This is a genomic window from Antrihabitans cavernicola (assembly GCF_008297975.1).
GTDB lineage: Bacteria > Actinomycetota > Actinomycetes > Mycobacteriales > Mycobacteriaceae > Antrihabitans > Antrihabitans cavernicola.
Map to the genome: position 1 here is coordinate 47,401 of NZ_VLNY01000015.1, position 14,670 is coordinate 62,070.

Annotated in this window: 17 protein-coding genes; 13 read left to right on the plus strand and 4 right to left on the minus strand. The window is 62.7% G+C overall.

From position 1 onward, the window contains the following. Position 1: 1 nt before the first annotated feature. From FOY51_RS22610 to FOY51_RS22660, 11 genes are all read left to right on the plus strand, one after another. Positions 2 to 1,390, plus strand: a complete 1,389-nt coding sequence (locus FOY51_RS22610; RefSeq protein WP_149432531.1) for an MlaD family protein — start codon at positions 2 to 4, stop codon at positions 1,388 to 1,390. Beyond that, positions 1,387 to 2,421 carry an MCE family protein gene (locus FOY51_RS22615; protein WP_149432532.1) on the plus strand — a complete coding sequence of 345 codons (1,035 nt, stop codon included), beginning with the start codon at positions 1,387 to 1,389 and terminating at the stop codon, positions 2,419 to 2,421. The genes FOY51_RS22610 and FOY51_RS22615 overlap by 4 nt, the downstream gene beginning before the upstream one ends. Next, positions 2,421 to 3,437, plus strand: a complete 1,017-nt coding sequence (locus FOY51_RS22620) for an MCE family protein (RefSeq protein WP_149432533.1) — start codon at positions 2,421 to 2,423, stop codon at positions 3,435 to 3,437. The genes FOY51_RS22615 and FOY51_RS22620 overlap by 1 nt, the downstream gene beginning before the upstream one ends. Further along, positions 3,434 to 4,519: an MCE family protein gene (locus FOY51_RS22625; RefSeq protein WP_149432534.1), complete on the plus strand. Its 1,086-nt coding sequence runs from the start codon at positions 3,434 to 3,436 to the stop codon at positions 4,517 to 4,519. Before FOY51_RS22620 ends, FOY51_RS22625 begins: the two co-directional genes overlap by 4 nt. After that, complete coding sequence (locus FOY51_RS22630) at positions 4,516 to 5,598, plus strand: MCE family protein (protein WP_149432535.1); 1,083 nt, start codon at positions 4,516 to 4,518, stop codon at positions 5,596 to 5,598. The genes FOY51_RS22625 and FOY51_RS22630 overlap by 4 nt, the downstream gene beginning before the upstream one ends. Further along, a complete protein-coding gene (locus tag FOY51_RS22635) occupies positions 5,595 to 6,755 on the plus strand; it encodes an MlaD family protein (protein WP_149432536.1) in 1,161 nt (386 codons plus the stop codon). Before FOY51_RS22630 ends, FOY51_RS22635 begins: the two co-directional genes overlap by 4 nt. Positions 6,756 to 6,901: 146 nt before the next feature. Beyond that, positions 6,902 to 7,525, plus strand: coding sequence for an Rv1363c family protein (locus tag FOY51_RS22640; RefSeq protein ID WP_149432537.1), 624 nt, complete (start codon positions 6,902 to 6,904; stop codon positions 7,523 to 7,525). A 10-nt stretch (positions 7,526 to 7,535) separates the two neighbouring features. Further along, positions 7,536 to 8,273: an MBL fold metallo-hydrolase gene (locus FOY51_RS22645; protein WP_149432538.1), complete on the plus strand. Its 738-nt coding sequence runs from the start codon at positions 7,536 to 7,538 to the stop codon at positions 8,271 to 8,273. 14 nt (positions 8,274 to 8,287) lie between these two features. Next, on the plus strand, positions 8,288 to 8,677 hold the full coding sequence (locus tag FOY51_RS22650; protein ID WP_149432539.1) for a hypothetical protein: 390 nt from the start codon (positions 8,288 to 8,290) through the stop codon (positions 8,675 to 8,677). 63 nt (positions 8,678 to 8,740) lie between these two features. Then, positions 8,741 to 8,947, plus strand: coding sequence for an HNH endonuclease (locus FOY51_RS28145; protein WP_149432540.1), 207 nt, complete (start codon positions 8,741 to 8,743; stop codon positions 8,945 to 8,947). Further along, entirely contained in the window at positions 8,917 to 9,528 is a 612-nt protein-coding gene (locus FOY51_RS22660) for a DUF998 domain-containing protein (RefSeq protein WP_187776433.1), read from the plus strand. Before FOY51_RS28145 ends, FOY51_RS22660 begins: the two co-directional genes overlap by 31 nt. Positions 9,529 to 9,642: 114 nt before the next feature. On the opposite strand, the gene FOY51_RS22665 is transcribed toward FOY51_RS22660, so the two are convergent. The 4 genes from FOY51_RS22665 to FOY51_RS22680 form a co-directional block, all read right to left on the minus strand. Next, on the minus strand, positions 9,643 to 10,164 hold the full coding sequence (locus FOY51_RS22665; protein ID WP_149432542.1) for a ribonuclease H family protein: 522 nt from the start codon (positions 10,162 to 10,164) through the stop codon (positions 9,643 to 9,645). Between the two features lie 10 nt (positions 10,165 to 10,174). Further along, positions 10,175 to 10,645, minus strand: coding sequence for an SRPBCC family protein (locus FOY51_RS22670; RefSeq protein ID WP_149432543.1), 471 nt, complete (start codon positions 10,643 to 10,645; stop codon positions 10,175 to 10,177). A 78-nt stretch (positions 10,646 to 10,723) separates the two neighbouring features. Beyond that, the gene (gene lhgD, locus FOY51_RS22675; protein ID WP_149432544.1) at positions 10,724 to 11,917 is read right to left on the minus strand and encodes an L-2-hydroxyglutarate dehydrogenase; all 1,194 of its coding nucleotides are present in this window, start codon (positions 11,915 to 11,917) and stop codon (positions 10,724 to 10,726) included. 13 nt (positions 11,918 to 11,930) lie between these two features. Further along, positions 11,931 to 12,575, minus strand: coding sequence for a TetR/AcrR family transcriptional regulator (locus tag FOY51_RS22680; RefSeq protein ID WP_149432545.1), 645 nt, complete (start codon positions 12,573 to 12,575; stop codon positions 11,931 to 11,933). 112 nt (positions 12,576 to 12,687) lie between these two features. Between FOY51_RS22680 and FOY51_RS22685 the strand changes: the two genes are divergently transcribed. Continuing rightward, positions 12,688 to 13,536 (plus strand): SDR family oxidoreductase, encoded by an 849-nt coding sequence (locus FOY51_RS22685; protein WP_235916656.1) that lies wholly within the window; start codon positions 12,688 to 12,690, stop codon positions 13,534 to 13,536. Then, the gene (locus FOY51_RS22690) at positions 13,533 to 14,666 is read left to right on the plus strand and encodes an MBL fold metallo-hydrolase (protein ID WP_149432547.1); all 1,134 of its coding nucleotides are present in this window, start codon (positions 13,533 to 13,535) and stop codon (positions 14,664 to 14,666) included. Before FOY51_RS22685 ends, FOY51_RS22690 begins: the two co-directional genes overlap by 4 nt. The last annotated feature ends 4 nt before the right edge of the window (positions 14,667 to 14,670 follow it).

The window sequence follows — 14,670 nt, forward strand, 5'->3', positions numbered from 1 at the left end:
CATGATCATCGACCCCAGCGGACGCGGTCCGACGATGCGCCAACTCGTGGTGGCCGGCATCGTTCTGCTGCTCATCGCGATCCTGACCATCACCCTGTTGATGCTGCGCTACCAGGGTGTCTTCAAGGACAAGGTGAAGGTCGCCGCCAACCTCACCACCACCGGCGACGGCCTTCCTGCCAACGCCGACGTGAAGTACCGCGGCGTCCTCGTCGGCACTGTTCACGACGTCTCGGTCGCCGCCAAAGGTGAAAGCCAGCGCGTCGACATCGAATTGAAGCCGGAATACGTCGACTCCATTCCGTCGACCGTCACCGCGCGCGTCGTACCGTCCAACATTTTCGCCGTCACCTCGGTGGAGTTCATCGACAACGGTCCTGCCGCACCGCTGCACGAAGGTGACGAGGTCGAAGAGGACAAGAGCAAAGAAACGATCGCGCTGCAGACCACCCTCACGAGCCTGCGCGACATCCTCGGCAAGGTCGAGCCGGTGAAGCTGGGGCAGGTGCTCGGCACCATGGCCGACGCTCTCAACGGCAACGGTCGCGACATCGGACTTTCGATCGAACGACTGGACCGCTGGGTCACCCAAGTCGACCAGTCGATCCCCGATCTGCGGCAGGACCTGCAGAACTGGAACGACGCCGTCGCGGGCATCAACCAGTCGATGCCGCAGCTCATCACCGTGCTCGACTCTTCGCTGACCACCGCACGCACCATCGCCGAGAAACGCAGCCAGCTGGTCAGCCTGCTTTCGTCGGGCAGTGGCACCGTCGACACCGTCGACAACCTGTTCGCCCACAACCCCGATCAGGGCAAGGCATTGGTTGCGGGACTGAACAATACGTTCGGCTCATTGACGTCCGAACCCAGCGCGATACCGGGAACCTTTGCTGCACTGAGCGATTCGCTCAACAAGTTGACCACCGTGTTCCACTACGGACCATCGAACCAGATGGTGTGGAACGTGACGGTAGGGTTCACTCCGTTCGATCCGTACACGGTCGCGGACTGCCCGCGCTACGGGTCGATGGCAGGCCCGAGTTGCGCAACAGCACCCTCGGTCGCCGACCCCGGGACGCTACCGCCGTCGCTGGCCCCCGGCCGCCTCGCCAGTGCCGGACCGGCACCCATCCTGCCCACTTTGCCGTTGCCTACTTTGCCGACTCTGCCCGGGCTGCCCGCCATTCCGGGTCTGACCGGACCGAAGCCCGCGTCCGCACCGACACCCGCCGATCCGGGCCTCGTCCGACCGGCGAGCTACCGCGGACCCGCGGCGGTCAGCGCGTACACGGGCCGCCAGCCGACGGCAATGGAAATGCTGTTGCTCGGCAACGCCTTCCAGGGCACCACGCTGACGGCAACGCCGGTAGGCGGTGACGGCCAGTGAGCATTCGCAAGCCACTGATCGGTTTCAGCCTGTTCGCCATCCTGGCCATCCTGGTCACCTGGGTCATCTGGTCGACCCTGCAACGCTCGGTCGACGGCGACACCAGCAATTACGGCGCTACGTTCTCGGATGTGTCCGGCTTGAAGGTGGGCGACGACGTTCGCATGGCGGGAGTGCGCGTCGGGCGCATCAACGACATCGAACTCGACGGCAAGAACAACGCCAAGGTCGACTTCATCGTTCAATCCAACCAGCACCTCTATGCGAACACCAAAGCCCTTGTGCGCTACCAGAACCTGATCGGTCAACGCTATGTCGCGCTGGCGCCCGGGGCGGGTGACGCAGCGCCGCTGCCTGCCGGTGGCAGCATTCCGATCGAACAGACCGAACCGTCGTTCGACATCTCCGTGTTGCTCGGCGGCTTCGAGCCGTTGTTCAGCGTGCTCCGACCCGAGCAGATCAACGACCTGTCCGAAACGCTGGTGCAGGCGTTGCAGGGCGATGGGGTTTCGCTCGGTTCTTTCATCACCCAGGCCGCTGCGCTCGCCGCAACGTTCTCCCAGCGTGACGCGATCATCGGCGACGTGATCACCAACCTCAGCGGCGTGCTGACCGGCCTGGCCAATCGCAGCGATCAACTGGATTCGCTTATCGCGCAGACCAAGACGTTGGTCGGCGGGTTGTACGACCAGGGCAAGTCGCTGCTGGCGTCCACCGAGCAGGTTGCGTCCGCGACCACATCGCTGGTCGACATGGTCGCGCCGATCAAACCTGCGATCCAGAATGCGTCGATGACCAGCAGCGACGCATTGACCATGCTGATCAATCACGGTGCGCAGCTCGATCGGACAGCGAACGAGGTCACCCCACTCCTGACCGATCTCGCGCGATTCACCGGTGAGGGTGCTTACGCGAATGCGTACATCTGTGCACTCGACGTCTCGCTGTGGGGCGTGCTGCTGCCTCGTGGCGTCTTCCCTGCGATCGGCAATGCCGTTCTCGGCAACGCACATTCGGAGGTGTGCCGCTGATGGTGAAGACTACGAAGAAGGCCAGGATCCGCAGGCCCAACTTCGCAGGCCAACGGTTCTTCTGGCTCGGGGTGCTCGGCGTCGTGCTCATCGGAGCGCTACTGGTGGGCTCCACGCTGTACAAGGCGATCGGGTTCGGGGAGAACAACGTCGATGTCGAGTTCGTGCAGGCGGCAGGAATGCGGCCCGGCGACGAGGTTCGCGTTGCGGGCATTCCGGTCGGCAGCATCAAGTCGACCAAGCTCGAGGGCGACCATGTGCTTGCGACACTCGGCGTTAAGAAGAACGTCCACCTCGGACCGGACGCGCACGCGACCATCAAGATGTCCACCATCCTGGGTGCCCACTACATCGAGCTCAAACCCGGTGACGGCAGTGGTCTCCCCGGCAATCGGATTCCGATTTCGAACTCGACGGTCCCCTACGACTTGGCCAAGACGGTCGAAACCGGAACGCCGCTGCTGGAGGCGATCGATACCAAGAAGCTGGCGAAATCGCTGGACCTGCTCAACGACCAGCTGGGTGATTCGCCGAAGCTGACCGGGCAGGCACTCGACAGCGTCGGTTCGTTGGCCAAGATCATCAACGATCGGCGTACCCAGGTGGATTCGCTGCTGAAGAACCTCGATCACACCACGCAATTGCTGTCGGACAACCGCAACAACCTGCTGCTGATCATCGCGAACGGCCAGGCCATCGGCAACCGCATCTTCGAACGCCAGCAGATGCTGCGCCAACTCCTCGACAATGTCGGAACGCTGTCCAAGCAGCTGCAAGACATCGGTGCGAACAACAACGGTCAGCTGGGGCCGCTGATCCAGCAGCTCGACACCATGTCGCAGGGCTTGCAGAAGAACACCACGCAACTGGACAACCTGCTCCAGATCATGCCGGTGACACTGCGTCAATTGTCGAACGTGTTCGGCAACGGAAACTATGGCGACGTCAACGTGCCGTGGCTGTTCCCGGACAACTGGCTGTGCAAGGCGAACGTGATCGAGGGGTGCGCAGGATGAGGCTCGCGCGGGCAGGGAGGCTGGCGCTGATCGGCGTCATCGCGACAATCGCGGCGAGCTGCTCGGTCGCGTCGAACCCACTTGCAGACAAGCTCCATGTGACAGCAGACTTCGAGAACATCGCCGGAATGTACGTGGGCAACGATGTTTCGGTGCTCGGGATGCCGATCGGCAAGGTCGACAAGATCACGCCGAAGGGCACCGTCGTCGAGGTCGAGATGTCGATATCCGCGGATACCAAGGTGCCTGCGGATGCGATAGCCGCGTCCGTGTCGCCGTCGGTGGTGACCGACCGACACCTCGAGCTCACTCCGGTGTACCGCGGCAACGGTCCGACGCTGGCCGACGGCGACCATATTCCGTTGGACCGCACCAGAACACCCGTCGAGCTGGACCGCGTCATCTCTGCGCTCGACTCCGCGTCGGATGCGCTCAAGGGCAACGGCAAGGCCGGCGGCCCGTTGTCGGGGCAGATCAACGCGTTCGACAGCGCACTGAGCGGCAACGGCGACAAGATCAGGAACACTCTCGACGCGCTGTCGAGCGCCTTGAAATTGGGCGTCGACAACAAGGACGCCATCTCCAACGCGATCGTCAAGGCCAACGAGCTGACCCAGATGATCGCCGACAACGACCAGACTGTGCGCCAATTCAGTTCCGGCATAACCAATCTCACCCAGATCCTGGCCGATCAGGCGCCGGGCCTGCAGGCCGTGATGACCCAGCTCAACGATTTCCTCGGCAATACGAGCGCAGTACTCGAGCAGAATCGCGGGCAGTTGGGCGGCGCGATGACGCGACTGACCGACACCACCAACATGCTGCGGAAGAATGCCCGAAATCTCACAGAATCGGTCGACCTGCTGCCGCTGACATTTCAAAACATCGACAACGCCATGAGTCCGGAGACAGGCAACATTCGCCTGCACATTCTTACCGACAAAGCGGTATTCGATGGCGAGTTACTGAACCTGTTCTGCGAGCGAATCCAGATGCGCGTCAATGGCTGCCGAACTGGAAAACTCGAAGACTTCGGCCCGGACTTCGGGCTCACCGCTGCGTTGCTGGGGATGTCGAAATGACGACGAACAAGGCGAAGGTCGGGATCGCGCTCGTCGCGGCGGCAGTGGTCGCCACGGCATCCGGCTGCAGCGTCACCGTGGACAAGCTGCCGCTACCCAAACCGAGCGTGCAGGGCGAAAGCTACAAACTGCATGCGGTTTTCGAGAACGCCCTGAACTTGCCCGCGCAAGCCAAGGTGAAGATCGGTGGCTCCGACGTGGGCATGGTCACCGACATCACCACCGAGAACTTCCAGGCCGATGTCTCGATGGATATTCGCAAGGACGTCGAGTTACCCGAGGGCACAACAGCCGAACTACGCCAGGCAACTCCGCTCGGTGACGTCTTCGTCGCGATGTCGATGCCACCGAAGACGCCGGGTGTCGCGCTGCTGAAAGACGGTGCAACGCTTGGACTCGACAAGACATCGGCTGGTGCAACGGTCGAGGACATCCTGGTGTCGGTCTCGATGTTGGTCAACGGCGGCGGCCTCAATCAGCTCTCGCGCATCGTGACCGAACTCGACTCCGCGGTAGCGGGGCGCGGACCACAGCTCGGCCATCTGGTGGTCGAGCTGACCAACACCATCGGCAGTCTCAATCAGCGCACCGCCGAGATCGACGGCGTGCTCAAACAATTCGACACCGTCACGGCTACGCTCAACCAACGGCATGCGGAGCTGGGGCAGGTCGCAGATTCGTTGCCGCCGATGATCGGCACCCTCGCCGAGAACAACCGTGCCATCGGCGATGTGCTCGGCAAGATCTCGACGGCCAGCGCGGCGCTCGGCGACTTCGCCGACACGTCGTCGGGCGAACTCCAGGGGATGCTGGACAACGTCTCCACACTAATGGGCAGCCTCACCCAGGCCGGGGACAACCTGGGCGGCACGTTGGACGCGCTCCACAACCTGTCGCCTGGGGTGCTCGCAACGCTTCGAGGCAACTCGCTTGCCGTCAGCGCCACTCTCTCCTATCTCGCGATCGGCGACCCGTCCGGCAGCCACCTACCCAATGGGTCCGACGTCAATGCCTTCGTCGGCAGCCTCGCCGAAGTGTTGCAACGCCTCCAGGCGCGAGTCACCGGAGGTACCCGATGAGGGGGTTGCTGAAGCGCAAGGTGCTGCTGTCCAACACCGGCCTCGTGCTGATTCTGCTGCTCGGCGCAACGTACTTGATGGTCGACATCATGCGGATCAACCCGTTGCACGACCACTACGACGTGACGGTGAACATGGACCGCTCCGGCGGTCTGCTGCAGAACAACGATGTGACTTATCGCGGCCTGCGCGTCGGCAAGGTGACGGCTATCAAGATCACCGAGATGGGCGTCGCGGCTACAGCGCAGATCGACTCGCGGTCCAAGATTCCGATGGGCGTTCAGGTTGCGGTGCAGGCTCTTTCGGCTGCCGGCGAGCAGTACATCGACTTTCGCCCGACTACCGATCAGGGCCCGTTCCTGGAGAACGGCTCGGTGATCGACGCAAAGGACGTCAAGACGCCGACCCCGATCTCGAACCTGGTCGACGACATGAGCGCCCTGCTCGATCAGATCGATCCGAACAAGGTCAACAACATCCTCACCGAGTTGTACAAAGCGCTCGGTGGTGGTCCGGACAGTTTGCGCAGCATCGTCGACAGCGGCACCGTGCTGCTGGCGAGCATGGACCAGGTGTTGCCGCAGACGACGGCGCTGATCGACAACCTGCGTACCGTCGTCGGCACCACCACACAGATTCAGCCGGATCTCGGCACGCTCACCAACAATGCGGGCATTCTGTTCGACCAGACGACCGCAGCCGACAAAGAGCTGCGCACGCTGCTCGACGTCGGTCCGGGTCAGTTGGCATCGATCGGTGGCGTCATAGCGGACACCACCGATCCCATCACCAACGTGATCACGAACTTCGTCGCGATCACCAAGGCGGCCAAGCTCCGCAGCTCGGCGTTGAGCGTGTTGTTCCCATCTTTGCGTGATGGCGGTGCCGCACTGGGGATTCCGGCCCACGACGGCGAGTTCCACACCATGCTCGACATCTTCCCCCGACCAACCTGTCAGTACGACACCATCCCGGTGTCGCCGGCGAAGATCGGCTCAGATCAGGTACGCAAATACAACTACTGCGTGACCAAGAATCCGGCGCTGCAGATTCGTGGTGCGGCCAACGCGCCGCGGCCGCCGGGTCCGGACAACACCAGCGGCCCACCGCCCGGTGTGACCGGCAACGAGATGACCAACATCGTCCCGCCCCGCTAGGGTCGGCTGCTGGGCGTAAAGCTCGCAGAAATAGAGACATGTTCGCTATGCGGCGTTTCGCGCCGAGGAAGTCTGAGACGTAACCGATGGCACAAGACAAAGACCTGCCCGGCAGCGATGCAGGGAAGGAGAGCGAGTCTGCCGAAGTGACTGCTCCGACAAGCGGATACATCGAGGTGAGCCCGGATCCGGACAAGCCACGAGACGACGAGAGCAGGCCGGTCGACGAGGCCGCGCCGGCAGAGGGGAACAAGCCCAAACGCCAGCTGCCGCCGGTCTCGTTGCTGATCGGTGCCGGACTGGGTGCCCTGCTCTTGATCGCCGCGATCGCGTCGGCCGTCTTCTTCTATCTGCGCTACGACGAGAAGAACCAGATTCTCGATGCCAACGAGTCGGCGCGCCAGGCGGCCTGCGCGTACGGAACGGTGCTCGGCAACTACGACTACCAAAATCTCGACAAGTATTTCGCAGGCGTGCTCGACGGCGCGGCAGGCGACTTCAAGAAAGACTTCAACGACACAAGTAAGGACTTCAAGGATGTCTTGACACAGGGTCAGGTCAAGACGTCCACCAACGACGTGCAGTGCGCCATCAAGTCGGGCGACAAGGACCATGCCGAGGCGATTGTGGTTGTCGGACAGACCATCACCAGCCTCGGCACGCAGAATCAGCCGCAGCCGACACAGATTTCGATGGTCATGTCCATGGACAACGTCGACGGCCGCTGGCTGACCGACAAGCTGAGTTCGCCGCTCCTGAAGCCGCAGTAATGGTCCGCCCATGAGCGTGGTGGTCGATGTCATGGCGGACATCGGCATCACCAGGGTGTCTCGGTGGATCTTCAATTGCTATGTGGTGCACAACGGCGGCAACGGTCCCATCATCGTCGACGCCGGGTTGCTCTCGGCGTGCGACGACATCGCGCCCGTGCTTGCCGGGCTCTCCGGTTCGGTGCAGTCGATCCTCGCCACGCACGGCCATTCCGACCATCTCGCGGGTGCCCCCGAGGTGTCGAGAGGGCACGACGCTCCGATCTATCTGCCCGAGAACACGTTTCGCTATCTCGACGGACGCGCGCCGCGTAGCCCTGGTCCGCGTGACGTAGCGCGGATCTGGCGGACGTTCTTCGATCAGCCGATGGACTTGGGCAGCGTCGCGGGCCTCGCCCTGCATCCCAAAGCGGCGGGGTACGCGACAAGCGGACCGATGCATTGGCACGGACCCCTTCCGGCGGGCGCACTGACCGATGGTGGCTCGGTACCCGGCGCACCTTCTTGGACCGTTATCGCCACCCCTGGCCACACCGAAGACAGTATTGCGCTGTGGCACAACGACTCCGGGACGCTACTTGCGGGCGACGCGGTCGTCACCGCGCGTGGTCGCGCATCGTGCACGGCCGAGGTCAGCGATCCGGTAGCCGCTGCACGCACGGAGGATCGACTGCGGCAGTTGCCGATTCAGCATCTACTTCCGGGACATGGTCGGCCTGTTCACGGTGAGCGAGTCGTGTTGCGATAGAGGGAGAATGTGGGATGACCGCAACACCGGGCAGACTGATGTTCGAACACGTCGGGTTGGCGTTCACCTCGCCGGACCGCGTCCGCGCACTGCTGTTCGAAAGCCCTGCAAGGAACTTCGGCAGTTCGGTGCCGATCGCCGGCCTGGCGTACGAAGTCGATCGTGCCAACGGCTGGGTTCAGGCAAGCGGTCAATGGTGGTGGAGCGGCCGGTACACAGTGTCTGCGGATGCCGTCGGCACAAGAATCGTGCAGCAGACCTTCAATCTGGCAACCGGACCGGTCGCGGTCATCGTTCCCCTCACGGTAGGGCGCGGATCTCGCAGTCGCAGTCGGCAGGGACTTCAGCAGGTTCTCGACCGTATTGCAACGGAATTGAACTGCCGGACAGAGATATTGCCGTAGCTCGTCCGTCGATCACGGTGAACTTGGTGATTTCCGACGAATCGTTGTTCGCGGATCGGACTGATGCTGCGCACGTGGAGGGGTTATGGGCCGATTCGGCATCGTGATCACATCGTCGAACACCAGGCCGGTGGACCGACCACCGCTGACAACGGGGCCGGGTTGTGTGAGGCGTGTAATACCCAGGGTTATCCTTGCCTATGCGAACAAGTTCGCCTGCAGTACCGTTCTGGGCTCTCGTGTCAGCCGCCGGTGCGCCGACCTCCCTGATCGTCGGCGGCGCGCTCGCGCACCATCTACACAGCGGTCCTTACGATGCGGTATCGCAAACCCTCAGTGTGCTCGCAGCCGATAGCGGAAGTCGCTGGGCGATGACTGCGGGTTTCGTGATCACAGCCTGCTGCCACGTCGTCACCGCGATGGGCCTGCGAGTGCTGCCACCGACACCGCGCATTGCCCTGGCCTTGGCCGGCGTCTTCGGACTTGCCGTCGCCGTGTTCCGCCAGCCTGTCCACGGATCGTCAGCCATGCACGTGTGGTCGGTGGCGGCCGGCCTGCTGATCCTCGGCATCTGGCCGCTGCTCGCGATGTCTCGAGATCCATCTGCGCCCGCAGCCTGCCGCGTCCGCTACACAACTGTGGCGACGGGAGTACTGCTTGCCCTACTCGTTTGGCTGATCATCGAGACGCAAGGCGGATCGTTATTGGGGGTGGCAGAGCGTATTTGCGTTGTGGCACAGACACTCTGGCCGCTAGCCGTCACGGCCAGTGCCCGCCGACACGACTTGGCTCTAGGTGATAACGGTGCCGTCGCCAAGCGGCTTGCTGCTACCCGAACCCAACTGCGATAGCTGCGAGATGGTCATATTGATGAACTGTAGAAAATCTGACATGCCAACCAGCATTGCCGAGAGCACGCACGGATCACAGCCCCCAATTCTGCGGTAATTCCGAAATGCACGAAATCAGAAAAGCGTCATCGCTTCCGACGGCTCCTGCAGCTCGGCCACGGTCACCGTGTCCGGCACGGCGTTGTCAGACCCCGATTCGATTTCGACCGCTTGCACTGCCCGCGCCGCTTCCCCCGCCAGCACGTCTGCCATCTCGTTGAAGTGATTGCCGACGTGACCGCGAACCCAGCGGAACCGTACCGGGCCGTGCCGGTCGGCGATGGCGTCGTCGAGTCGCTTGATCAGTTCCAGGTTCTTCACCGGCGACCCGGAAGCCGTCTTCCAGCCCTTGCGCTTCCAGCCGGCCAGCCATTCCGATGCACAGCTGATGGCGTACTTCGAATCACTTTCGATCAGCAGCGGTTCCGGACCCGGATGCGCGAGAACGGCCTGGAGCACCGCCTTCAGCTCGGCAATTTGGTTGGTGCCCACCGGTTCTCCACCACTGGCGCTCGGCCCGACGTGGTTGACCCAAGCCCAACCGATCGCCCCACCGGGATTGCGTAGGCAGGAGCCGTCCGTGCTGACGATGATCATGGCGCAGACCCTAGTCCGACTTACCGACAGCGCCGCTTGCGCCGAATGCCTCGATCTCGCGGACCAAGTGATGTTCGGTGTAGCGCATGCCCGGACCGACCACCGCGTCAATGATCGTGCCCAGCGCCTTGCCCGCGAAACCGCTCGGCAACTTGTAGCCGATCTCCATCGTCAACTCTGCGGCGGCCGAGCCCTGCGGCATCAATGTCACCAGCACCGTGGATTCCAGACCCTTGATGGACGTCATCGCGATGCGCTCGTTCGGCACGTGCTCGGTGACTTCGGTGCGAATGTGCAGCGTCTTCGGGCCGAGCTTGATCGAAGCATCGAACACCGCTCCGAGACCCTGATCGCGATCGCCCACCGGATCGAACCTCGAGATACCGAACATCCACGACGGAACGTTTCGGTAGTTGTCGATGTATCCGAAGGCAACCTCGACCGGCACCGTTACCGTAGTCGAATGCTTGATGTTTCCCATAGCCGTGCGATACCTCTTCCTTGACGCTGCGAAACTACTACAGATCGGCGCGTCGGAGCGGGTGCCGCACCGCGACCGTCACGATCGAGTGGAAACTAACTTCTCGACGATCGTTTCCGCGATCGGTAGCGCCGATGTAGCCGCAGGCGACGGCGCGTTGAGGACGTGCACGGAACGCGGGGTTCGCTCGATCATGAAGTCGTGCACCAGAGTTCCATCGCGCAGGACCGCCTGCGCGCGGATTCCTGCTTCTTTCGGGAGCAGATCCGCCAATGTCAGTTCGGGACAATACTTTCGGCACTCGGCAAGGTAGCCGCGTTTGAAGAGCGAATTCCGCACCTCCTTCGCCCCGGTGCGCACGTTCGCCCTCGCCACCTTGTAGAAGCCGGGGTACGACGCGATGTCGCGCACGTCTTTGCCTCGAACGCTGAACTTGCGGTAGCCCTCCCGCGAAAGTCCCAGTACCGCATTGGGTCCCACAGTCAGATCGCCGTCGATGGTGGGACTCAGGTGGACGCCGAGGAACGGCAGCTCCGGATCAGGGATGGGGTAGATCAGCTGCGACACCAGGTTGCTGCGGTCGGCCGGAAGTTGGTAGTACTCGCCGCGGAACGGGACGATGCGAAAGTCGACGTCGATACCCGCGAGTCGAGCCATCCGATCCGCCTGCAGTCCTGCACACACGACGAGTTGTCGCGCAGACCATGAACCGGCAGGACCGCTCACCACGACCCGGTCCGCGGATTCCGAGATATCAGTGACTTCTACACCGAGCATTACGGTTCCACCGTTGCCGCGCACCAGATCTGCGAGCACGTCGGTGATGCGCCGGTAATCGACGATGCCGGTGCTCGGTACCACCAGTGCGCCAACGCCGGTGACGTGCGGTTCGCGACGCCGCAGCTCTGCACCGTCGATCACCTCGACATCGAGCTGGTTGACCTTCGATCGTTCGTAGAGCGCGTTCATCCGCGCCAGCTCGGCGGAATCCGTTGCGACCAAGAGCTTTCCGCAGACATCGACAGGTATGCCGTGTTCGGCCGCGAACTCCTTGGTCGACTGCGCACCGCGGCGGCACAGTTCGGCTTTGAGGCTCCCGGGTTGGTAATAGATCCCGGAATGAACGACGCCGCTGTTGTGTCCGGTCTGGTGCAGGGCGAGCTCGTCCGCCTTCTCCAGCAACAGCAGGCTCGACCCAGGCCGTTCCCGAAGGATTCGTTCGGCCGTGGCCACCCCGACGATCCCGCCGCCGATCACACAGAAGTCGTACACCGGAACCCTCCCTTCAGACGGCGTGATCGGTCAACTGCTGACGTGCCGCGTACGCAAGCGTCACACACACCGCCACCAGTTCGTCGGAGGTGTCGTCGTGGCCACCCAGCAACCAGTCGACGAGCAGATGAGCGACGGCCCCGACCAACGCGGTCGCAACCAGCTGACGCATCCGTTCCGTTCCACCGGTCGTGGCGTCGAGCCAGACGGCATTGATGACGTCGGCGAACTCGCGCATAACGTCGTGCCGTCGCGTTTCGAGCAGCGGCCCGACCCCCATCACTTCGATCAGAACGACGCGTGCACGTCTCGGGTCGGCGGTCAGGTATCCGACGAACGCTCCCAGCGCACGCACAGCGACGTCGTCACCTGTAGCAGCAGCGATGGCCTCGAAAGTGTCTGCACGCATGCCGTCGACGAGTTCCTCGTACACGCCGAGGAGGAGGCGCTGTCGATCCTTGAAAGACTCGTAGAAGTAGCGTTCGCTCAGGCCGGCCTCGGTGCACACCTGTTTCACCGAGGTCGACTGGTACCCGGCGGTGCCGAACAGCTGCAGACCCGCTTCCAGGAGCGCCTCACGACGAACGCTGGTGCGCTCGGACGCTTTCAAACCCGAGTAACGCCGTCCAGCCTTCGTCTCCGTTACTTCTTTCCGCATTGCCTCTTTCCGATCGATGCACGCTTGTGGCATAGTCGAGGATCTGACAATTCGTCATGTCAGATGGGATCTTCTCCCACCAGACACACTAGGTGTACACGGAAGGAGCGCCGTGACGTCGAAGCCACTGACCGGCCGCATCGTCGCCGTAACAGGCGGAGCGCAGGGCATAGGTAAAGAGATCGCGACTCACCTCGCAGCGACGGGGGCACGCGTCGCGATCGGCGACCGCGACAGAGACGGCGCTCGCACCACAGCGGCGGCCATCGGCGGCACCACCGTCGGCTTCGATCTCGATGTCTCCAGCCGCGAATCGTTCGCCGCGTTCCTGAATGCCGTCGAGCAGGAGTGGGGTCCGGTAGACGTCTTGGTCAACAACGCCGGTGTCATGTGGGTCGGCCCGTTCGACGAGGAGCCCGAGGCCGCGCAACGGCGACAGTTCGATGTCAATCTGCACGGTGTGATCAACGGCGTGAAACTTGCGGCACCGGCGATGCGTTCGCGCGGACATGGGCACATCGTGACGATCGCATCGGCGGCGTCGAAGTTGGCGCCTCCCGGCGAATCCACCTACGCAGCAACCAAACACGCGGTCTACGGCTATCTGACAGGCGTCCGAGCAGAACTTCGTGGCAGTGGTGTCGAACTGTCGGTGATCATGCCTGGCGTTGTCGACACCGAGTTGGCGAAGGGCACCGCGACCGGATCGGCGAAACTGTTGCAACCGCAGGATGTGGCGAAAGCCGTTGTCTCGGTGATTCAGAAGCCCAGGTTCGAGGTCACGCTGCCGTCCTACGTCGACCCGGCACTGCGACTGGTCAACGTGCTACCGCGCCTGGCCCGCGACTTCGTGATGCGTCAGATGATCCCCAACCAGATCGAAGCAACCGCAGGCAGCAGCGAGCGGGCCGACTACGAAAGCCGCGTCATCGCGTCCGACAAGCAAGGAAGAAACACATGACCACCGTCCAGCCCGCCAAGAAGAAGTCCACGACTACCGCGAAATCGCAGACCGTGCGCCCGATTCCGGAATTCGACGGCGTTCACTCCGTCTGGCCCCGAGGTGACCGCCTGCAGGCCGTTCGCGATGCCGCCGCGAAGTACCGGGAGCGCTTCGTATCCCAGGGCGAGGTGTCGGCGATCAAGACCTTCGACATCGTGGCAGCACCGTACCCGTCGCGTTTCGCGTTCCAGGGCTACAACGTGAGCATCAACCCATTCATCACGATCATCAACCGAATGTTCGTGATCCAGTTCGAGGGCTTCGACGGCAAGCCGAAGACGCTGGTCTGGGAGCCAACGGTGCCAGCGGGTTCGGCGGAGTCGCCGTTCTATCACAAGCTCGACGAGTTCTCGAAGAAGCTGAAGGCGGACAAGCTGTTCGTCAAGTACCTCAACGATCCCGACAAGGTGCTCCAGCAATTGGGGCTGACCAACGACGACGTCGACTACATCAGCTTCGATCACCTGCACGTGCAGGACGTTCGAATGATCGTCGGCAGCGACCGGGTCATCGAGGGCGAGACCGAGCCGCGAAAGCCGTTGTTCCCCAACGCCAAGCTGCTGGTGCACCGCAAGGAACTCGGCACCTTCGAGTCGATGCACCCGATGCAGTGGGCGTGGTACGTAGAGAACGGCATGGACGGCGTCCCCGCCGATCGGCTCGAGGTGTTCGACGGTGACGTGGAACTCGGCGTCGGCGTCAGCCTCCTGTGGACGCCCGGCCACACCGACGGCAACCACTCGCTCGTGGTGAATACCCCTGACGACGTGTGGGTTTCGTCCGAGAACGGGATGGCGCCGGACAGCTGGCAGCCCGAACTGTCGAAAATTCCCGGTGTGCGCGCGCAGGCCGAGTTCTACGGTCGCGAAGTGGTGCTGAACTCGAACACACTCGAGGATTCACTCGACCAGTACGACTCGATGGTCAAGGAGAAGACCCTTGCATCGCCGTCGCCACGAGATCCGAAGTGGCTGCAGATCATTCCGTCGTCTGAATGTGCGAGCCACAAGCGACAGTGGCCCGTCATTCCGACCTTCAGCCACGGCGGATTGGACTACGGCACCATCCGATCTCACAAGCCCAGCTGACGGT